Origin of the sequence: Lacihabitans soyangensis (assembly GCF_024343775.1) — a bacterium.
Classification (GTDB): Bacteria; Bacteroidota; Bacteroidia; order Cytophagales; family Spirosomataceae; genus Leadbetterella; species Leadbetterella soyangensis.
In genome coordinates this window covers 1-19,817 of sequence record NZ_RJUF01000047.1, presented here as the reverse complement: position 1 = coordinate 19,817, position 19,817 = coordinate 1, and the positions used below count along the sequence as shown (strand labels likewise).

Sequence of the window (19,817 nt, the reverse complement as noted above, 5' to 3'; positions counted from 1 at the left end):
TTTTGCACTAAATAAAGAATCTGCTTTTTTAGCCACATCATTTTGTGCCTTACAATCAGTGTATTGAAACAAAAGCAGGAAAAATAATAGGAATAATTTTAAAAAGAGTTTTGGCATTGTTGGCTTAATTTCATAATTTTGCATCCTCATTTGAGACAAGGTCTTGATTCCGTAGCTCAGCTGGTAGAGCAATACACTTTTAATGTATGGGTCCTGGGTTCGAATCCCAGCGGGATCACTTAAGTTTTCAGAAATATTTTTAGAATCATTTTCGATTCCGTAGCTCAGCTGGTAGAGCAATACACTTTTAATGTATGGGTCCTGGGTTCGAATCCCAGCGGGATCACAAAGCGATGAAAAATTCATCGCTTTTTTTATTTGTCCAAAATCCATTTTCTCGTTCATCAAATCTTCCTTGTTTTTGCAAAGGCAAAATTAATTATTTGATAAATAGAAATGGTTTGAATCGAGAGTTTATTATTTTTAGTCTTTTGACGAAGTCTCAGTTGCTCAAAAAAACCTTGAAAAACACAAAATGAAAAAAAGTAAGAAGAGAGTCATAGAAAATATCCAAATCTTAGATTTTGCAGCCGAGGGTAAATGCATCGTCAAAGATGATGGTGAGGTTATTTTTGTTGAGGGTAGCAACGTTTGCCCCGGAGATGAGGTGAAATTATTGGTATCAAAAACCAAAAAGAACTTTTCGGAAGGTCGAATTTTAGCAATAAACAAATATTCATCAGATAGGATCGAGCCTTTTTGTGAGCATTTCGGTGTTTGTGGCGGTTGTAAATGGCAACACATTCCATACGAAAAGCAATTAGAGCAGAAGCAGAAACAGGTCTATGACCAACTCACTAGAATAGGGAAAGTTAAACTTCCTGCCTTTACACCCATTTTGGGCTCTGAGTCTACAAAATTTTATAGAAACAAACTCGAATATACATTCTCTAATTCAAGGTGGTTAACGGCCGAAGAGGTGGCTTCTGGTGACGAAATATCAAAAGACGCTTTGGGTTTTCATATTCCGAAGCGATTTGAGAAGGTTTTGCCAATTAAAAAATGTTTCCTTCAGGGAGATCCTTCCAACGCCATTCGAGATTTCTTTACTGACTATGCACACCAAAGCGGTTTACCGTTTTATGACCACGTGGTTCACAAAGGTTTTTTTAGAAACGTTATGATCCGAACCACCTCTACGGGTGAGGTGATGGTAGTTCTTCAAGTGGCTGACGATTCTCAAGAAAATATAAAGGCAGTTTTGGATAAATTCATTGAAAAGTTTCCAAAAACCACGTCATTGAACTATTTTATCAATCAAAAACGAAATGACTCGTATTTTGACCTCGAACCCGTTAACTATTATGGTTTGCCCTATATCACTGAAGAAATGGAAGGGCTTAAGTTTAGAATTGGAGTAAAATCTTTCTATCAGACCAATTCTGACCAGGCATACAATCTATATAAAATTGTACGTGATTTTGCACAAATTTCGGACAACGACTTGGTGTACGACCTTTACACAGGAACAGGTACGATTGCCAACTTTGTAGCTAAAAAAGCCAAAAAAGTTGTGGGGATAGAATATATTGATGCTGCAGTGGACGATGCAAAAATAAATTCTGAGATAAACGACATCCATAATACCAGTTTTTTTGCTGGAGATATGGCAAAAATATTCACCGACGACTTTATTACACAAAATGGTAAGCCAGATATCGTAATAGTGGATCCTCCTAGAGCTGGCATGGACCGTCCCGTTTGCGAGCTACTTTTGAAAATATCGCCTAAGAGAATAGTTTATGTAAGCTGTAATCCGGCAACTCAGGCCCGTGATATTGAAATTTTGTCTGCCAAATACGAGGTCGAAAAAATTAATCCAGTGGATATGTTTCCCCATACTTTCCATGTCGAAAACGTAGCGAGTTTGGTTTTAAAAGATTAATTTTAGGAAATATTTTTCGCAAAATGAAAATTTCTATAATTGACGCTGGCAATTTTAAGTTAGATGGAGGAGCTATGTTTGGTGTGGTGCCCAAAACCATCTGGCAAAAAATGGTTCCGGCTGATGTCAATAACCTTTGTAGTTGGAAAATGCGTTGTTTGTTGGTAGAAGAGGCAAATAAACTCATTCTGATTGATACTGGAATGGGGGATAAGCAACCCGAGAAATGGCAAAACTATTATTTTCGACACGGCGATGGAGAATTGATAAAATCTATTCGAAGTGCTGGTTATCACGAAAATCAAATAACAGACGTTCTTCTTTCTCATCTTCATTTTGACCACTGTGGTGGTGCGGTTTCATGGAATACGGCCAAGAATGCTTACAGATTGACCTTTCCAAATGCCAAATATTGGACCCACAGTCAACATTGGGAATCGGCCACAAAACCTAATCCAATAGAAAAAGCAACTTTTTTGACAGAAAACCTGATGCCAATTCTGGAAAGCGGACATTTGAACTTTATTGACAAAGATGAGAAAGCTCTAGGTCAAAACTTTGAATTTATTTATGCAGATGGGCACACAGAAAAAATGATTATGCCGCTGATTCAGTACAACAATCAGAAAATACTCTTCGCGGCAGATACTATACCTTCCTCAGCTCATATTCATGTTCCTTACTGTATGTCTTATGATGTACGACCTTTACAAACCATGGAGGAAAAAAACTCTTTGTTGGAGAGAATAGTTTCAGAAAATATACTGCTTTTGTTTGACCATGACGCTCAAAGCGAGGTTGCAGAAATAGAGAAAACGGATAGAGGTTTCAAGGCCAAGAACTTAGGTAAACTGGAGGATTTTATCCAATAATTGTATTTTTTATGAAGATTGGTTTGGTTTTATCAGGTGGTGGTTCAAGAGGATTTGGACATTTGGGAGTACTAAAGGCATTAGATGAACTACAAATTAAACCCGACATTATTTCTGGAGCTAGTGCTGGCAGTTTGGTTGGGGCATTGTATTCAGCCGGGTATTCACCTGCAGAAATTTCTGAAATTATTCTGAAAAAAGGAATTTCGGGAAATATTAAGCTTGCATTTAACAAAATGGGCATTTTTTCAATGGAAAAAGTTGAGAAGCTCATTCAAGAGTATATTCCTGAAAATAGCTTTGAAAAACTGAATATTCCATTGATTGTAGCCACCACAGAGATTCTAAGAGGCGAATTGGTTTATTTTCGGTCAGGAAATAATCTGGCAAAAGCAATCACGGCCTCTTGTGCTATTCCAGGGGTTTTTGCTCCTGTAATCATTGACGGAAGCTCATATATTGATGGTGGGGTACTGAACAATATGCCAGTAGAGCCACTGGAAGATGAGGTTGATCTTAAAATTGGAGTAAATGTTATGCCCATTGAGCGGAAAATGCCAGTTAACTCGGCAAAAGATATTATTATGAAGTCTCTGATGATGTCCATTGGCCAACAAAGTGCCCGGAAGCATGGTAAATTTGACATTTTGATAGAACCTAAAAATATCATACGTTTCAATGGTATGAGTTTAAAAAATGCCCAACAGATGTTTGATTTGGGTTACCAAACGGCAATCACACAAATGGAAAAATCCGCAGAAATGTTTTTGTAGTTCAATATTATTGAGGGATTATGATATTTGATGTTTTTTTTGGCATTAAATTGGATAATTAAAAGAAAAAACGTTCGTTAAAGCTTTCAAAAGAACCTAAGAATTAAATTGAGAAAAATATATTTCCTTTTAGTTGTAACCCTTGTTTCTATCTCATGTAGCCAATACAAAAATGGCCCAATGAGTAAGGCTTGGCACAATACCAACGCCAAATACAACGCACTTTTGATTGCTCGTGAGGACTTTAAGATTGCAAACGAAATCATAATTGCAAACAATAAAGAGTCATTCGAAGAAACTCTCCCAATCTTTAGAAAAATTGACTCCACAGGGTTAGATTCAGCCAAATTGTATTTGACTGACGCCATAAAAAAGGCCTCTATAATAGCTGAAAGGCACTCCAATAGTCGCCATTTAAATGAGGCTTATTTGCTCATTGGAAAGGCTAGGTTGGAAAAAGAGGAAATATTTAATGCTTTGGAAACCTTCAAATATGTAAACACCACTTCGAAATCGGCCTCTGCCAAAACCGAAGCTTTAATATGGTTGATGCGGTCATACATTGAAAACGAAGACCTCGTAAGTGCCAACCAAGTGGCTGATTTGTTGAAGAATCAAAAGCTAAGCGGAAAGAATAAAGCAAAATTCTTGGCGACAAAGGCTTACTATCATCAGTTGCAAAACGAACCTGCTCTTGCGGTAGTTTTTTTAGATGAAGCCCTCAAAAATATGAAAAGAGGATCTGAAAAAGCACGACTTCATTACATAGCTGCCCAATTATACGCTAGTCTAAATCAGCAAATTCTTTCTCGAAAAAATTATAATCAGGTTCTCAAAAACAAACCCAACTATGATTTAGAATTCAATGCCAACTTGGGTTTGATATCTACTCAGTCATTAGCTAAAAATACCAATATTGCTTTTGAGAAAATGTTGGAAGACCGCAAGAACCAGGATTTGAGAAGTAAAATTTATTATAAAATGGGCGAAACTGAGGCCCGAAAGAGCAATTACGAATTAGCAATCAAGAATTTCAATAAGGCAGTTTCAGAATCTCTCGATAGTCCATTAGAGAAAGCGGCTGCTTATAAAGCTCTTGGTGATTTGTACTTCGAAAAGATGCTAGACTACGAAATGGCCGGGGTTTACTACGATAGTACGCTCATAACTTTACCCAAAAACGAAGCGAATGGCACTATGATAGGTCAAAAAGCAATGTTTTTGAATGATTTTATCAAATACAAAAAAGCCTATGACTTAGAGGATAGTTTGCAAAAGCTTGCGGCGATGAATCCCAATGAGCTGGATTTCAAGCTTGAACAAATGATAACTCAAAGAAAGGAGGCACAAAAAAAGATAGAAGTAGATAACACAAATAGCTCTGTTTTGAAAACCGCCACCACGGGGAACTTACCCAAGGATTTCAAACGCTGGTTACTTTATGATCCCGTAGAATCCATAAAAGCCAAGAATGAATTCGTAAGAAACTGGGGAAATAGAGCACTTGAAGATAACTGGAGGCGTTCTGAAAAAACTATGGGTTCTTTTAGTCTAAAAATCGAACGTCAAACACTAGACTCCACTAAATCGGCCGTAAAAACTACTGCGAGTTCGGAAGAAGAAATGAAGGAGTTGTTGGCTAAAAAAGAAATTGAGCAAGAAAAAAAGGAAATGCTCAAAAAGATACCTACCACCAACATTCAAAAGATGGCCTCAAAAAGAAAACAAGAGGAAGCATTGTTTCAAATCGGTAAGATTTATAAACTCAAATTTAACGACGAAGAGAAAGCCAAAACTACATTTAATAGCCTAATAACAAATTTTCCAAGGTCAGTTTATGAACCCGAGGCTCTATATTACCTCGCTATTATGGAGAAAGACGCTCAGAACAATAGTTTTACTGCCAGATTATTAAAAGATTATCCGATTTCGTCGTTCGCAAGACAGCTTAAAAAGGGCTCAATAAAACTGAGTAAGGACAAAGAAACAGAAGCTTTGACATTTTATTCCAAAGCATTTAATCTATATGACCAAAATGATTTCAATCAGGCTCTTACCCAAATAGACCAAGGTCTAAACGAATACGTGGGTAGTCAGATAGAAGATAAAATGGCCATGTTGAGAATAATGGTGCTGAAGAAAATTGGGAATAAGGATCAATATGTTATTTCACTAAACGACTTTATGAGAAGCTATCCTAGTTCCGACTTGGTTCTTAAGGCCAAGGAGCTATTGGCAGTCCTAAATTAAAATACCCATGACAGAGAAACCGCCATTTTTTAAATCTTGGAAAACCGTCTATTTGATTCTTTCGGGCTTTCTGTTGATACAAATATTCCTTTATCTATTCCTAACCCAATATTTTTCATGACCAATATTGATTGGCTATTTCTTGTACTTACACTCTCTTCTATTATATTTTACGGAATATACAAAAACAGAAAGGATAGCAACATTGATGGATATCTTCTTGGAAATCAATCGCTGCCTTGGTATCATGTTGGTTTCTCACTAATGGCTACTCAAGCCAGTGCCATTACGTTTTTGTCCGCTCCTGGCCAAGGTTTTTCTGACGGTATGCGTTTCGTTCAGTTTTATTTTGGCTTACCACTGGCCATGATTGTTCTAAGTGTCACCTTCGTGCCAATTTTTCACAGATTAAAAGTTTATACTGCCTACGAGTACCTCGAAAACCGCTTTGATTCTAGGGTCAGAATCTTCACCGCCATATTATTCTTGGTAAGTAGGGGATTGGCTACCGGAATTTCCATATATGCACCGTCTATCATCTTATCCACCATTTTTGGTTGGGACATAACCGTTACCAATATCATTATGGGTGGTATAGTCTTGATTTACACCGTAATAGGGGGTACCAAAGCGATATCTTACACCCATCTACAACAGATGTTTTTTGTCACTTTCGCCTTGTTTTTTGCAGGTTATTGTGTGGTAAAGCTTTTACCAGCCGATGTTAGCACATTCGATGCTTTACAAATTGCTGGTAAAGCTGGCCGAATGAACGTAATAGATTTAAAATTTAACCCTACCGAGAGATACAATCTTTGGTCAGGTTTGATTGGAGGTTTCTTTTTGCAACTGTCATATTTTGGAACAGATCAATCTCAAGTAGGTCGATATTTAACAGGAAAGTCTATCAAAGAGAGTCGTATGGGATTGATAATGAACGGCTTCATTAAAATACCCATGCAGTTCGGAATTCTGTTGATAGGCGTTTTGGTATTTGTTTTTTACCTATTCAATGATTCTCCAGTATTTTATAACAAGGTAGAAGTCTCTAAAATAGAAAACAGTCAATACGCTGCTGAGTACAGAGAATTAGAGCAAAAAAACAAGGACTTGATAATAGAGAAAAAACAAATTGTTGGGGATCTTAAAAACGCTCTAAAGCTTGATAATGAGTCAGTAATAAATAAAAGTAGTGCTGATTTAAATAAAATTATTGAGGAACAAAAAAACTTAAAAGCTGAAGTTTCTGAAATTGTCAAAAAGAATAACCCTGGAGGTGATCCCAATGATGTCAACTACATATTTCTGAGGTTTATTATGGATTTCTTGCCGCATGGGTTTATTGGGCTTTTGGTGGCTATTATATTTTCGGCATCGATGGGTTCCGTGGCCTCTGCTTATCATTCGCTCGCAGCTACTAGCTTGGTGGATGTTATTTACAAAACCAAATATAAGCCCGAAGGTGAAAAGTTGGAGCTTAAGTATTCCAAAGCACTAACAATTTTCTGGGGAATCTTCTGTATTCTGGTTGCCTCTTTTGCCCAAAAATTAGGAAATAGTATGATTGAACTCGTAAATGTCTTAGGGTCATGGTTTTATGGAATCATACTTGGTATTTTCCTCGTGGCTTTTTATCTTAAGTCCATCAAAGCCAAGCCTATTTTTTGGGCAGCTATTTTGGGCCAAATATTAGTAATTTTGATATGGAAATACGAACTTGTGGCGTTTTTATGGCTCAATCCAATTGGAGTTTTGCTAGTCGTAGGTTTTAGTTGGTTTTTCCAAAAGTTAAAAATTTAAAAAAATGAGTGGGTCAAAAAAGATATTAATTGTAGAGGACGACCTAAGAATCGCTCAAAACATCAGCAAAGGTCTTCAGGAAAAAGGCTTTGAGACTGAAATAGCTTTTGATGGAAAAATCGGTTTAAAGCTAGCTCTTCACAATGATTTTGACCTAATTCTTCTTGATTTAAACCTACCTGTTCTGAATGGTTACGAGGTTTGTTCAGAAGTACGCAAAAAAAAGCCTTCTATTCCTATAATCATGCTCACCGCCCTTGGCGAAACTGAAGACAAAATAGAAGGTTTTGAAAAAGGGGCTGATGATTATTTAGTTAAGCCATTCGATTTTAGAGAGCTTTTGGCCAGAATCAATGTTTTCATAAAGAGAAACCACAAATCTGAAAACGAGCAGCATGATATTCTGAAAATCGCCAACTTAGAATTGGACTCGGAGTCAAAAATTGTGATGCGAGATGGTCAAAATATTGAGCTTACTCCTAAAGAATTCTCCCTTTTGGAATATTTAATAAAGAACAAAGGCCGTGTAGTTTCAAAAGCAGATATTGCAGAAAACCTTTGGGAACAAAACAACCAACAAAGTCTGAATGTAATAGAAGTTTACATTAACTTCTTAAGAAAAAAAATAGATAAAGACTTTACTCCTAAGCTTATACATACCAAAACTGGCATGGGATATATTTTGAAAGAAGAGATTGAGAAATGAAAATCCGGACAAAAATAGCTTTTCAATTCACACTGATTGTAGCTCTCATTCTGGTGGTATTTTCGTTATCTCTATATTATTTATTAGAAGGCTACACCAAAGATGAGTTCAATAATTATCTGAAAGACAGGGCCCAAACCACTGCAAAGCTTCTTATAAAAGAAAAAAACGTTGATAAACGGCTCTTAAAGGTAATTGACAGAAATACCCTCTCGAGTCTTTATGCAGCTGAAGTTTTGGTGTTTAATGACGAAAATCTGGTAACCTATAGTAACATCGACTCTGTTAATAAATTTCCATACAGTCCCGAGATTCTAGAAAAAATAAGAAAGTTTAAATACCACGAAGCTGATTACCAGAACAAGAAAGTTGTAGGACTGATGTACACCGACGAGGACCTGAAAAAGGATTATCTCATATTGGCTCAGGCCGAAGATACCTATGGTGAACAAAAACTCGAAAGGATTAAAGATGCCATGACCATCGGCTTAGTTTCCTCAATTTTTCTCACCATTATTTTCGGATTTGTGTTTGCTGGTCAATCACTTAAGCCTATTTCTCGGATAAACCAAGAAGTCTCAAAAATAACCGCCCGAGACCTCACCAAGAAACTCAGTACTGGCAATAACAAAGATGAAATAGCCCAGCTGGCCAGAAATTTTAACGAGATGCTTTCGAGAATCGAAAAGTCTTTTGAACTTCAGAAAAGCTTCGTAAGTAATGCCTCACATGAGCTAAGAACGCCCTTGGCAGCCATAAAATCAGAAATACAGGTAGCCCTAGAAAAAGATAGGACGCCAGAGGAGTATAAAGAAATACTTAAGTCTTTGAATATTGATAATCAGAGACTTATACAGTTGATAAATGGGCTATTACAATTGGCGAAGTCCGAGAAAGGGGATAAGTCGCTTCAAATGGTTCCTATTCGAATAGACGAGGTGTTGTTTGAGGTACAAGATGAACTCCAGCACCAACACCAAAATTATCGCATTTCTATTGACTTTGAAGAAATTCCGGATGACGACGAGTCAGTAACAATAAACGGCAACAAATCTTTGCTAAGAACGCTATTTAATAATTTGATAGACAACGCTTGCAAATATTCTGAAAACAACATGGCCGTTATCAATATAAGGTTTAATAAGAGTAATTGTATAATCAATGTAGCTGACACAGGTATCGGAATATCCAAAGAAGACCAAGAAAAGGTATTTGAGCCTTTTTTTAGAACCAAAAATGCATCTAACTATAAAGGCTATGGAATAGGTTTATCTATCTGTAAGCGAATTGTAGATATACATGGAGGCAGAATAATCCTCAAGAGCGAATTAGGACAAGGCAGCAATTTCAATGTGATATTGCCTCATCTTTAAAAATAATCTAGAATTTTGGAGAAACTTTTTCAGAGAAGAAAAAGTAGCGGGAAGGGGAATCGAACCCCTGACCTCCGGGTTATGAATCCGACGCTCTAACCATCTGAGCTACCCCGCCGTTGAATCGAGGTGCAAAAGTATAAAACTTTAGATTACTTCCAAAACCTTTTTTAAAACTTCTTCAAAAAATTAATTATTTCTTATTTTTTCTTGCATTAATAAAGCAAATACTTTAAATCGAAACAAAAAGATACTTGTATGTCGAAATTCAAATTTACCCAAGAGTTCCCCTTTAAAACCTCACCTAAGGTATTATACAATTATATAAGCACGGCAGGTGGTTTGCAGCAATGGTTTGCCGACAAAGTGACTATGGACAGTAATCATTTGTTTCATTTCACTTGGGATACAGAAGTGCATGTGGCCGAACTTACCTCTACAAGGCTCAATAAATCCACTCGTTTTGATTTCGTAGGACCTGACACAGGAAATTATTTAGAATTTAAACTAGTAACCAGCGAAATAGACAATTCTATATTTTTGAAAGTCACAGATTGCTCCGATAATGACGATCCAAATGACCTAGAAACGGTTTGGAAAGGTCTAATTGCAGAACTGAAAGAGATAGTTGGAGGATAAGTCTTAATAAAACTTAATTATTTTGTTTTGGAGCAAAAGATGACGATTTTTGCATCGAAATCTGCTTCTATGAAAAAAATAGACAAGTTATTTGTAAGAGCCTACATCGGTCCGTTTGTACTTACCACTGCCATAGTTGTATTTATATTCCTGATGAGGTTTTTGATGATGTACTTCTCCGATTTTATCGGTAAAGACCTCGGACTATCGGTTTTTGGAAAGCTATTTATGTATTTTTCCCTCATAACTGTTCCCACAGCATTGCCCTTAGCCACACTTTTGGCAACTTTGATGTGTTTTGGTAACTTAGGTGAACATACCGAACTCACTGCCATGAAATCTGCGGGAATTCCGCTCTCAAGACTTATTCTTCCTACTTTTATTTTGTCCTTACTGGTAGCAATTGGCTCATTTTTTTATAACAATTATGTGAATCCTTGGGCTAATCTAAAAGGTTACTCACTGTTGTGGGATGTAAAAACAACCAAAATGACCTTGAATATACAAGAGGGTATTTTTTATAAGGAAATACCAGGTTACAGAATAAAAGTGCAGAAGAAACTCCCCGATGGCCGTACCATGAAAAACGTAATCGTTTATGATCACACGGCCAACAACGGCAACAAGAACATCACCATAGCGGATTCCGGTAAGATGTACACCATGTATAATGACAATTATCTGATATTCGAACTCTTTAATGGAAGAAACTACATAGAGCATCAAAATAGCTTCAATACTTATGATGAGACACAATTCACCAAAAATAATTTTAGGAAAAACAAAATCGTTTTTTCTTTAGAAAGTTTCGGCATAAAACGCACCAATGAAGACCAATTTAAGTACCACGAGTACATGAAGAATATCAGTGAGTTGACTACCAAAATAGATTCTTCGAGGATAGAAATCGCGAAAAGCATTAAGGATCAAACAGAACAACTAAAAGCTCAAAATTCATTTTTGTTTAGAGCAATTAGGAAAGAAGATAGTGTTAAAGTTTCCAAAATCGAGCCTGGTCCGTGGATTGAAAAGAAACTTGCAGATCTAAAAACTGGCTATCGATCAAAGGAGACCGAAGAATATGCACTTTCTCACATTCAGAATCTTAAATCACAAGTAGAAACCGACCTGAGTATTCTGACCAACAAACAAAAGGATATTTGGCGTTCAGATGTTGAGCGTTGGCATAAACTTACCATGGCTTTTTCGTGCTTAGTTTTCTTTTTAGTGGGTTCTTCGCTTGGATCAATCATCAAAAAAGGCGGATTCGGGATGCCTGTCTTGGTATCCATTAGCTTCTTTATATTTTACTACGTACTGATGCAGTTGGGCGATAAATATGCTAAAGAAGGCTTAATTCCGGTAATTGTAGGTGTTTGGATACCAAACTTCATATTGCTCATCATAGGTGTTTTTCTGATGAGAAAAGCTTCTAACGATGCCAGATTGTTTGAAAATGATACTTTTAATACAATTTTCAACAAAATTACTGTACTCATTTCCAAGATTGGCAAAAGAAAGAAATCGCTTGCGGTTTGAAATTTTTTAATTGTTTGATAATTAAATATTTCTAATAAAGTGTTATCTTTGCAGCTGTTTTTATTTAATTAACATTTAATCTAGGTTAAAATCAATGTATTTAACTCCGGAAAAGAAAGAAGAGATTTTCGAATCGAAAGGTCTCATTAGAAAAGCATCTGACACTGGTTCTGCTGAATCACAGATTGCATTGTTTACATTTAGAATAGCTCATCTTACCGAGCACTTGAAAGTTCATAAGCATGACTATTCAACTCGTGCTGGACTATTAAAATTAGTTGGTAAGCGTCGTAGATTGTTAGACTATCTTCAAAAGGTAGAAATCGGTCGCTACAGAGCAATCATTGCTGAATTAGGCATACGTAAATAAAAATGAGGGAATCTTTTACGAGATTCCCCTTTTTTTCTTTAAAACCAGAATTATCATCCCCGCGGAATAAAGGATTAAAATAGTTGTATCAAAAGCGGAAATACAACACAAAAATTAACTAAATGTTCAACATTTTTTCTCAAACCATCCAGATGCCGGATGGACAAACAATTACCCTAGAAACCGGAAAGTTAGCTCGTCAAGCCGACGGTTCTGTAGTACTCAAAAGCGGTAATTTAGTAATGTTGGCCACTGTATGTGCCAACAAAGAACACAAAGAAGGTACCGATTTCCTCCCATTATCAGTTGATTATCAAGAAAAATTTGCTTCGGCAGGTAAAATACCTGGTAGTTTCCAAAGAAGAGAAGGTAAATTGTCCGACAATGAAGTATTGATTTCAAGACTAATCGACCGTGCTCTCAGACCAATTTTCCCTGAAGATTTTCATGCTGAGGTTCAAGTAATGGTAACCTTACACTCTTCTGACGCCAACATTCAACCTGATGCCTTGGCAGCTTTGGCAGCTTCTGCGGCCATAATGGTTTCAGATATACCTTTTAACGGACCAATCTCTGAAGTTAGAGTTTGTAAAATTGACGGTCAATATAGAGTTAATCCACCAGTTGCTGACATTGAAAGTGCCGATCTAGATCTAATAGTTGCCGGAACCATCGATAGCATATTGATGGTGGAGGGCGAAGGAAACGAAATATCGGAAACTGAAATGGTAGAAGCAATGAAAGTTGCCCACGACGCCATTAAACTGCAAGTTTCAGCTCAAAAAGAACTTGAGGCTAAAGTAGGAAACACCACGAAGCGTGAATACTGCCATGAAACGCACGACGAGGAGCTGAAAAAGAAAATGTACGACGAACTTTTTGACAAAGTTTACGAAGTATGTACAAACGGAGGTGGTAAAAACGATAGAAGCACAGGTTTTGCTAATCTTTTGAAAGAATTCAAAGAAAGTCTTCCTGAAGAAGAAAGAGCTAATCCATTGCACAAAGTATATTTTGGAGACATCACCTACGATGCTTCAAGAAAGATGGTATTGGACGAAGGAAAACGTTTGGATGGACGTAAACTTGACGAAATCAGACCTATAGTTTGCGAAGTAGACTACCTGCCTTCGGCTCACGGGTCAGCCTTGTTTACAAGAGGCGAAACGCAGTCTTTATCAACCACCACATTGGGTACCAAACTTGACGAACAAATAGTGGATCAAGCCATGGTAAAAGGATATTCTAGATTCTTTTTACACTACAATTTCCCTGGATTCTCTACTGGTGAGGTAAGACCAAACAGGGGAGTAGGTAGAAGAGAAATTGGCCACGGTAACTTGGCTCAAAGATCTTTGAAAAAAGTATTGCCACCGGATGATCAAAATCCTTATACTATAAGAATCATCAGTGATATTTTAGAATCTAACGGTTCGTCGTCAATGGCAACGGTATGTGCTGGTTGTCTTTCTCTGATGGATGCTGGTGTGCCTATCAAAGCTCCGGTTTCTGGTATCGCAATGGGTTTGATCACCGATCAAGAAAGCGGTAAATGGGCTGTTTTGTCAGATATTTTAGGCGACGAGGATCACCTTGGTGACATGGACTTCAAAGTTACTGGTACTTCTAAGGGAATTGTTGCGTGTCAAATGGACATTAAAATCGGTGGTTTATCCTTCGATATTATCGAAAAAGCACTTAATCAAGCAAAAGCTGGTCGTTTGCACATACTTGGCAAAATGACAGAGGTGATTTCTAAGCCAAATGATGACTTGAAACCACACGCACCTAGAGCTCATACCATCATAATCGAGAGAGAATTGATTGGTGCGGTAATAGGGCCAGGAGGTAAAGTTGTACAGGAAATCCAAAGAGAGTCTGGAGCAACTGTGAACATAGAAGAAAAAGACAACAAAGGTTATATCTCTATTTTTGCTACCAACGGTGAAAGCATGAACGCCGCTCGTAAGCGTATCGAAGGTATCGTTAAAATGCCGGAGGTTGGAGAAGTTTACGATTCAGTGGTGAAATCTATACAACCATTTGGTGCTTTCTGTGAGTTCTTGCCTGGAAAAGAAGGTTTACTTCATATCTCAGAAATAAGCTGGGAGCGTTTGCCAAGTATGGATGGTGTATTGAAAGAAGGTGACCAACTTCAGGTGAAACTAACAGAGGTGGACAAGAAAACTGGAAAATACAGATTGTCGAGAAAAGTATTGTTGCCAAGACCCCCGAGAGAGGAAAAACCTCAGACTGAACAATAATAAACTTATCTTTGTTGTTAGTTAAAGTCGGGAAATATAGTCTAAAACTTAGACTTTGAATTAAATTGTAAATTGATTTCATAAAATGAGACAGCTCAAAATAAGCAAACAAATCACCAACAGAGAGAGTCAATCTCTTGATAAATACCTTCAGGAAATCGGTAAAGTGGACCTTTTAACACCCGATGAAGAGGTTATTTTGGCTCAGAAAATCAGAGACGGAGACCAATTGTCTTTGGAAAGATTGACAAAAGCCAACCTAAGATTTGTTGTTTCGGTAGCAAAACAATATCAGAACCAAGGACTTTCGCTTGGTGACCTTATAAATGAAGGAAACTTGGGTCTTATCAAAGCGGCTCAAAGATTTGATGAGACCAGGGGTTTTAAGTTTATTTCTTACGCAGTTTGGTGGATTCGTCAAAGTATATTACAGGCTTTGGCTGAACAGTCAAGAATTGTAAGATTGCCTTTGAATAGAGTAGGTTCTTTGAACAAAATCTCTAAAACTTTCTCAGAACTTGAACAGAAGTTTGAAAGAGAGCCATCTCCAGAGGAATTGGCAGAGGTGCTAGAAATATCAGCAAACGAAGTTGTGGATACCATGAAAATCTCTGGTAGACATGTATCTGTGGATGCTCCGTTTGTTCAAGGTGAAGAAAATAGCCTTTTGGACGTATTGGAAAACGATACTGAAATCAGACCTGATCAAGAATTGATGAACGATTCATTGAGAAGAGAAGTACTAAGAGCACTTTCTACTCTTACCCAAAGAGAGGCAGAAGTAATCATGTTCTACTTTGGACTAAATGGTGAGCAGGCTATGACACTTGAAGAGATAGGTGAGAAATTTAACTTGACAAGAGAAAGAGTTAGACAGATAAAGGAAAAGGCTATTCGAAGGCTGAGACAAACCTCTAGAAGTAAAGCTTTAAAAGCATATTTAGGATAACTAAAAAAAGAGGTTCAAGTTTTGAACCTCTTTTTTTTAGTAAAACATCAAGCTGAGATTTGTTGTTTGAAAAGATTTGAACCAACTTTGTGATTATTTTTAAGTATGGCCGACAAAATAGGTATATATAGTATTGAGAAAAACTGTGGTAAAACAACGACCGCGGCCTTTTTAGCTGAAAGTTTCGCCACTTTGAGTACCAATGTGTTGGTTATAGATTTAGACCAAAGAAATGATTTTTCTAAGTTTTTGGGAATTCAACTAAAGGTTTCAGATCTTGGTCAAGTGATGCAGGTTAAAGTAGGACAATCGGCATGGAAGTACTTAAAGGTTGGACAAGATTCGGGATTGTTTTTAAATCGAATGGAGGAGTTTGATGATGAATTTGATTACATTTTATTTGATTTTCCTTCTTTTGAGTCAGACAGTAATACCGAAATCTTAAAAATTCTTAACAAAATAATTATCCCAATTGAATGTGAGTTTTATGGAATAGACCAACTGAACCTGACAATCGAGAAAATTTTAGAGATGGAATCGCTAAAAATAGATGGAATTTTGTTAACAAAATATGATGAAAAAAATCAAATAATGCCGAAATTTATAAAATTCATAAAAGAGAATTTTTCGGATTTAGTGTACGATACAATCATTTCAAGAAACTATTACCTGGGTTTGCCAAGTTTTACGATTGAAAACCTCAATAAATACGTGCCAAATGTGGGTTTTGCAGATTATCTCAAACTAGCCAACGAAATACAAAAATGATCAATAAGAAAAGAATGGGGTTGGGGCGTGGTTTAGGTGCTTTGTTGCCTGAAAAACAAATGGAGGAAGAGGATGCCCAAAGCGTTGAAACATATGAAATAAGTGTGGATGGCATTGAAACGAACCCCTATCAACCTCGTACCAATTTTGATTCAGAAGCTCTCAATGAATTAAAAGAATCTATTCAGGTTCAAGGTATCATTCAGCCCATCACAGTACGTAGAATTGGTAATGTTTACCAGTTGATTTCGGGTGAAAGAAGACTTCAGGCATCAAAACTTGCTGGTCTTTCTAAAATTCCAGCTTACATAAGAGAGGCCACAGACCAGCAAATGCTTGAGATGGGGCTGATAGAGAATATTCAACGCGAAAACCTCAATCCTATGGAGGTTGCTTTGGCTTACCAAAGATTGCTGAAAGAATGTAATATCAAGCAAGACGAACTAGGCTCGAGAGTTGGTAAGGACCGAACTACAGTAAATAATTACCTGCGGTTGTTAAATCTTCCTGAGATAATTCAAACTGGTTTGGCGGAGAAAAAGCTAAGTATGGGCCATGCAAGAGCTCTTTTGGGTATAGAAAATGAGGAAGTTTTATTAAATACCTATCGAGAAATCATTCAAAAAGAGTATTCGGTAAGAAAGGTGGAAGATTTGGTTAGAGAGATAAATGCAGGAGCTAAGCCTAAAAAAAGCACTGAATCTTCGACCTCAAAATCACCGAAAATCGTTTTGGAGGAATTACAGGTTAGACTTTCTGCATTATTTAGTAAAAAAGTAGCCGTGGTAGCTGATGCAAAGTCAAAAGGTGAGATAAAGATACCATTTGGGTCAAAAGAAGAATTGGAAGAGATTATAGGTAAACTAAAAAAATAACCTGATTTTGATTAGACATATTGTCCAATTTCTTATTCTTACTTTCACGGTTTTCTTTTTGAAGACCAATATTTCGTTTGCACAAAAGGATAGTCTGGGTCAAAAACCATTTGTTTCAAATGTCAAAATAGATAGTTTGAAAAAGAAAACTGTCGCTTTTGATACCACAAGAGGGGCAAAGCTCAGAAGTTTTGGAAAAAATAGTAAGTACACTTTCAGAAAAACTTTTGGGATAGATTCTCTTACTGCCAAGGATGTACCTAGAATCGCATTTGTTAGATCGATGATTTTGCCAGGCTGGGGACAAATGACGAATAAAAATTATATAAAACTGCCACTAATATATGGTGCAGCAGGTGTTGGGAGTTATTTTATCATCAGAAATAACCAATTATATCAAAAATACAAAGGTTATATCATCGAAATGAACACCGCTACTCCCAAGCAAACTGAAAAAATAATTGACGGAGCAGGACCTTACTCTATAACGCTCATAACCACTGCTGCCAATCAATATCGGAGATACAAACAGCTTAGTTTCGTTGGAATGGGGCTTGGGTGGTTGCTTTTTGCGATTGAGGCCAACGTTTCTGCACATTTAAAAACCTTTGATGTTTCGAGAGATATTTCCATGAAATTATCTCCAACTATTTTAGAACAAAACCAAACAATGGGCTTTAAAATGGCCTTTAATTTTAAATAAAGAAATGAGAATTGCACTTTTGGGTTATGGGAAAATGGGAAAAGCCATCGAAAAAGTGGCCTTGGAAAGAGGGCACGAGGTGGTTTTTAAGATTGATCTTAACAATTCCGCCGAGAAACAATTAATACGCAAGGATAATGTTGACGCAGTAATTGAATTCAGCTCTCCTCATTCAGCTTATGCCAACCTTGAGTTTTGTATGAAAAACGGCCTGAAAACCGTTTGTGGTACCACAGGTTGGTTAGATGCTCGTAGAGAAATTGAACAATTGTGTATTCAAAACAAAGCTTCATTTTTCTATGCAAGTAATTACAGTATTGGTGTAAACTTATTTTTTAAGTTAAACGAATTCTTGGCCAAATTGATGGCTCCACATCAACAATATGAAATATTCACGAGCGAAATTCATCATACAGAAAAGCTTGATGCACCTAGTGGTACGGCAATTACCTTAGCCGAGGGAATTTTGAACAATAACAAGACTAAAAAATCTTGGGTTAATAATCAAATTGCTTCCAAAGAAGAGCTAGCCATATGGTCTTCAAGGGAAGGAAAAGTACCAGGAACCCACACCATTAAGTATATATCTGAAATAGACGAAATAGAAATAAAGCACACCGCCTATACCCGAATGGGTTTTGCACTTGGAGCAGTTTTAGCAGCAGAATGGTTGCAAGGAAAAGAAGGGGTTTATGGAATGAATGACTTATTAAGTTTATAAAAAAAGGCCAGACGAAAATTCTGGCCTTTTTCTTAGTCTAAGTGCATCCACTTTTTATATTTCTTTAAAGCTGATTCGTTTTTTGAATTTTTGAGACTTAGTTTGATAGCTTTCGTAGGGTTTTCAAAAATTGGTATCTCGTATTCCAAGAGATTCCCGTCTCTTAATACTTCTATCTTCACTTTTTCATCCACTTTTTTGTTTTTTAGAGCCTCTTCGAGATTAATGAATACCTTTTGGTCAATACGGACAATTTCATCGTCGACATAAATACCAGACAGATAAGCCCCGGATCCTCTTTCTGTTTTGGTTACAATATTATTTCTCATTGTCAGACCCAGCCATGGTTTATCCTTTTGAGTTTGAATAAAATTCGCTTCGATATCTACATTTTCAAAAAACTTAGCATAGTCAATCATTTCCGTGCCGTAAATACAATTTTCAAAAAACTTACTGAGGTCTTTACCTGACACTTTTTCACAAGCTTTTTTGAATTCTTCATCTGTAAAGCCAGAGTTTTTGGCCAAATACGTTTCAGCGTACAATAATCTCAAAACATCGTCCAATGATTTTTCACCATTTGATTCGCCTATGATGAGCATATTCAACACATTTGCTATCACGCCACCTTTAGTATAATACGAAACCGTAGCGTTGTTTGAGTTTTCGTTGGGTCTGTAGTATTTTATCCAAGCGTCCCACGAGGCCTCGGCTACTGACTGCACTTTGTTTCCGTAGGTGTTTTCTATAGAATTTATGCCATATCCTATCTGCGAAAGCATTTTGTTTTCATCAATTAATCCAGCTCTACCTTTACTTTAGCAGATGAAAAAAGAATTGAAAAATACGAGTAATTAGGATAAATTTATCTCGGTAAATTTTCCTAAGTGGGAAGCAGGTGAACCTACCCGCTCTGCAAGCCGAAACTATCCTTCGATAAAGGCCCTGCCTCCCTCACTCAATCTAAACCAATTTAGCTATTTAGAACCAGTTCGTGCTGATAATCTTATAAAGGCTTTTGTCGATTTGAGTTTACTTAGGTCAATTTTTCTTTTCACTTTAAAATTAAGTTTTTATGAAACAAAATGAAAATTTAGAGATTGATTTTTTTGTTGGCATTGACATGTCTAAAGACAAATTTGATGTTGGAGTTATGGATAAGTCTGGTGTTAGAATTGGTCATAAAAAATTCAATAACAATGACTTAGGTTTTGAAGAACTGTTTACATGGCTCTCTAATAGCTTAAAAACAGACAAGTTATTTTTTTGC

Annotated in this window: 18 protein-coding genes and 3 tRNA genes; 19 read left to right on the top strand and 2 right to left on the bottom strand. The window is 36.8% G+C overall.

Going from position 1 to position 19,817, the window contains the following annotated elements; genetic code table 11:
* Nucleotides 1-165: 165 nt before the first annotated feature.
* From EGI31_RS13210 to EGI31_RS13170, 9 genes are all read left to right on the top strand, one after another.
* Nucleotides 166-238, top strand: a tRNA-Lys gene (locus tag EGI31_RS13210).
* A gap of 35 nt (nt 239-273) precedes the next feature.
* Nucleotides 274-346 (top strand) — tRNA-Lys (locus EGI31_RS13205).
* 189 nt (nt 347-535) lie between these two features.
* The gene (rlmD, locus tag EGI31_RS13200; protein WP_255037698.1) at nt 536-1,945 is read left to right on the top strand and encodes a 23S rRNA (uracil(1939)-C(5))-methyltransferase RlmD; all 1,410 of its coding nucleotides are present in this window, start codon (nt 536-538) and stop codon (nt 1,943-1,945) included.
* Between the two features lie 23 nt (nt 1,946-1,968).
* Nucleotides 1,969-2,817: an MBL fold metallo-hydrolase gene (locus tag EGI31_RS13195; RefSeq protein ID WP_255037697.1), complete on the top strand. Its 849-nt coding sequence runs from the start codon at nt 1,969-1,971 to the stop codon at nt 2,815-2,817.
* A gap of 11 nt (nt 2,818-2,828) precedes the next feature.
* Complete coding sequence (locus tag EGI31_RS13190) at nt 2,829-3,590, top strand: patatin-like phospholipase family protein (RefSeq protein ID WP_255037696.1); 762 nt, start codon at nt 2,829-2,831, stop codon at nt 3,588-3,590.
* A 108-nt stretch (nt 3,591-3,698) separates the two neighbouring features.
* Nucleotides 3,699-5,840, top strand: a complete 2,142-nt coding sequence (porW, locus tag EGI31_RS13185) for a type IX secretion system periplasmic lipoprotein PorW/SprE (protein WP_255037695.1) — start codon at nt 3,699-3,701, stop codon at nt 5,838-5,840.
* A gap of 117 nt (nt 5,841-5,957) precedes the next feature.
* The gene (locus tag EGI31_RS13180) at nt 5,958-7,640 is read left to right on the top strand and encodes a sodium:solute symporter family protein (RefSeq protein ID WP_255037700.1); all 1,683 of its coding nucleotides are present in this window, start codon (nt 5,958-5,960) and stop codon (nt 7,638-7,640) included.
* Nucleotides 7,641-7,644: 4 nt separating this feature from the next.
* Complete coding sequence (locus tag EGI31_RS13175; RefSeq protein WP_255037694.1) at nt 7,645-8,346, top strand: response regulator transcription factor; 702 nt, start codon at nt 7,645-7,647, stop codon at nt 8,344-8,346.
* Nucleotides 8,343-9,719, top strand: a complete 1,377-nt coding sequence (locus EGI31_RS13170) for a sensor histidine kinase (RefSeq protein WP_255037693.1) — start codon at nt 8,343-8,345, stop codon at nt 9,717-9,719. The genes EGI31_RS13175 and EGI31_RS13170 overlap by 4 nt, the downstream gene beginning before the upstream one ends.
* A gap of 44 nt (nt 9,720-9,763) precedes the next feature.
* On the opposite strand, the gene EGI31_RS13165 is transcribed toward EGI31_RS13170, so the two are convergent.
* A tRNA-Met gene (locus EGI31_RS13165) sits at nt 9,764-9,837 on the bottom strand.
* Between the two features lie 140 nt (nt 9,838-9,977).
* On the opposite strand from EGI31_RS13165, the gene EGI31_RS13160 reads away from it, so the two are divergent.
* From EGI31_RS13160 to dapB, 9 genes are all read left to right on the top strand, one after another.
* Entirely contained in the window at nt 9,978-10,358 is a 381-nt protein-coding gene (locus tag EGI31_RS13160) for an START-like domain-containing protein (RefSeq protein ID WP_255037692.1), read from the top strand.
* A gap of 69 nt (nt 10,359-10,427) precedes the next feature.
* Nucleotides 10,428-11,897 (top strand): LptF/LptG family permease, encoded by a 1,470-nt coding sequence (locus EGI31_RS13155; RefSeq protein WP_255037691.1) that lies wholly within the window; start codon nt 10,428-10,430, stop codon nt 11,895-11,897.
* A 94-nt stretch (nt 11,898-11,991) separates the two neighbouring features.
* Nucleotides 11,992-12,267 (top strand): 30S ribosomal protein S15, encoded by a 276-nt coding sequence (gene rpsO, locus EGI31_RS13150; RefSeq protein ID WP_255037690.1) that lies wholly within the window; start codon nt 11,992-11,994, stop codon nt 12,265-12,267.
* Between the two features lie 122 nt (nt 12,268-12,389).
* A complete protein-coding gene (gene pnp / locus EGI31_RS13145) occupies nt 12,390-14,531 on the top strand; it encodes a polyribonucleotide nucleotidyltransferase (protein ID WP_255037688.1) in 2,142 nt (713 codons plus the stop codon).
* Nucleotides 14,532-14,616: 85 nt separating this feature from the next.
* On the top strand, nt 14,617-15,480 hold the full coding sequence (locus EGI31_RS13140; RefSeq protein ID WP_255037687.1) for a sigma-70 family RNA polymerase sigma factor: 864 nt from the start codon (nt 14,617-14,619) through the stop codon (nt 15,478-15,480).
* A gap of 105 nt (nt 15,481-15,585) precedes the next feature.
* Nucleotides 15,586-16,248 (top strand): ParA family protein, encoded by a 663-nt coding sequence (locus EGI31_RS13135; RefSeq protein WP_255037686.1) that lies wholly within the window; start codon nt 15,586-15,588, stop codon nt 16,246-16,248.
* Complete coding sequence (locus EGI31_RS13130) at nt 16,245-17,123, top strand: ParB/RepB/Spo0J family partition protein (RefSeq protein WP_255037685.1); 879 nt, start codon at nt 16,245-16,247, stop codon at nt 17,121-17,123. The genes EGI31_RS13135 and EGI31_RS13130 overlap by 4 nt, the downstream gene beginning before the upstream one ends.
* A gap of 7 nt (nt 17,124-17,130) precedes the next feature.
* Nucleotides 17,131-17,826 carry a DUF5683 domain-containing protein gene (locus EGI31_RS13125; protein ID WP_255037684.1) on the top strand — a complete coding sequence of 232 codons (696 nt, stop codon included), beginning with the start codon at nt 17,131-17,133 and terminating at the stop codon, nt 17,824-17,826.
* Between the two features lie 4 nt (nt 17,827-17,830).
* Nucleotides 17,831-18,547, top strand: a complete 717-nt coding sequence (gene dapB, locus EGI31_RS13120; RefSeq protein WP_255037683.1) for a 4-hydroxy-tetrahydrodipicolinate reductase — start codon at nt 17,831-17,833, stop codon at nt 18,545-18,547.
* A gap of 32 nt (nt 18,548-18,579) precedes the next feature.
* Here the strand turns inward: dapB and EGI31_RS13115 are convergent, their stop codons facing one another.
* Nucleotides 18,580-19,344 carry a M61 family metallopeptidase gene (locus EGI31_RS13115; protein ID WP_255037699.1) on the bottom strand — a complete coding sequence of 255 codons (765 nt, stop codon included), beginning with the start codon at nt 19,342-19,344 and terminating at the stop codon, nt 18,580-18,582.
* Between the two features lie 278 nt (nt 19,345-19,622).
* Between EGI31_RS13115 and EGI31_RS13110 the strand changes: the two genes are divergently transcribed.
* Nucleotides 19,623-19,817 (top strand): IS110 family transposase (locus EGI31_RS13110; RefSeq protein ID WP_255037682.1); only part of this gene is annotated, 195 nt, incomplete at its 3' end.

Excerpts from the sequence above, each read along its gene's own strand:
- rlmD (WP_255037698.1), top strand. The coding sequence starts at position 536 with ATGAAAAAAAGTAAGAAGAGAGTCATAGAAAATATCCAAATCTTAGAT.
- EGI31_RS13195 (WP_255037697.1), top strand. The coding sequence starts at position 1,969 with ATGAAAATTTCTATAATTGACGCTGGCAATTTTAAGTTAGATGGAGGA.
- EGI31_RS13190 (WP_255037696.1), top strand. The coding sequence starts at position 2,829 with ATGAAGATTGGTTTGGTTTTATCAGGTGGTGGTTCAAGAGGATTTGGA.
- EGI31_RS13180 (WP_255037700.1), top strand. The coding sequence starts at position 5,958 with ATGACCAATATTGATTGGCTATTTCTTGTACTTACACTCTCTTCTATT.
- EGI31_RS13175 (WP_255037694.1), top strand. The coding sequence starts at position 7,645 with ATGAGTGGGTCAAAAAAGATATTAATTGTAGAGGACGACCTAAGAATC.
- EGI31_RS13170 (WP_255037693.1), top strand. The coding sequence starts at position 8,343 with ATGAAAATCCGGACAAAAATAGCTTTTCAATTCACACTGATTGTAGCT.
- EGI31_RS13160 (WP_255037692.1), top strand. The coding sequence starts at position 9,978 with ATGTCGAAATTCAAATTTACCCAAGAGTTCCCCTTTAAAACCTCACCT.
- EGI31_RS13155 (WP_255037691.1), top strand. The coding sequence starts at position 10,428 with ATGAAAAAAATAGACAAGTTATTTGTAAGAGCCTACATCGGTCCGTTT.
- rpsO (WP_255037690.1), top strand. The coding sequence starts at position 11,992 with ATGTATTTAACTCCGGAAAAGAAAGAAGAGATTTTCGAATCGAAAGGT.
- pnp (WP_255037688.1), top strand. The coding sequence starts at position 12,390 with ATGTTCAACATTTTTTCTCAAACCATCCAGATGCCGGATGGACAAACA.
- EGI31_RS13140 (WP_255037687.1), top strand. The coding sequence starts at position 14,617 with ATGAGACAGCTCAAAATAAGCAAACAAATCACCAACAGAGAGAGTCAA.
- EGI31_RS13135 (WP_255037686.1), top strand. The coding sequence starts at position 15,586 with ATGGCCGACAAAATAGGTATATATAGTATTGAGAAAAACTGTGGTAAA.
- EGI31_RS13130 (WP_255037685.1), top strand. The coding sequence starts at position 16,245 with ATGATCAATAAGAAAAGAATGGGGTTGGGGCGTGGTTTAGGTGCTTTG.
- dapB (WP_255037683.1), top strand. The coding sequence starts at position 17,831 with ATGAGAATTGCACTTTTGGGTTATGGGAAAATGGGAAAAGCCATCGAA.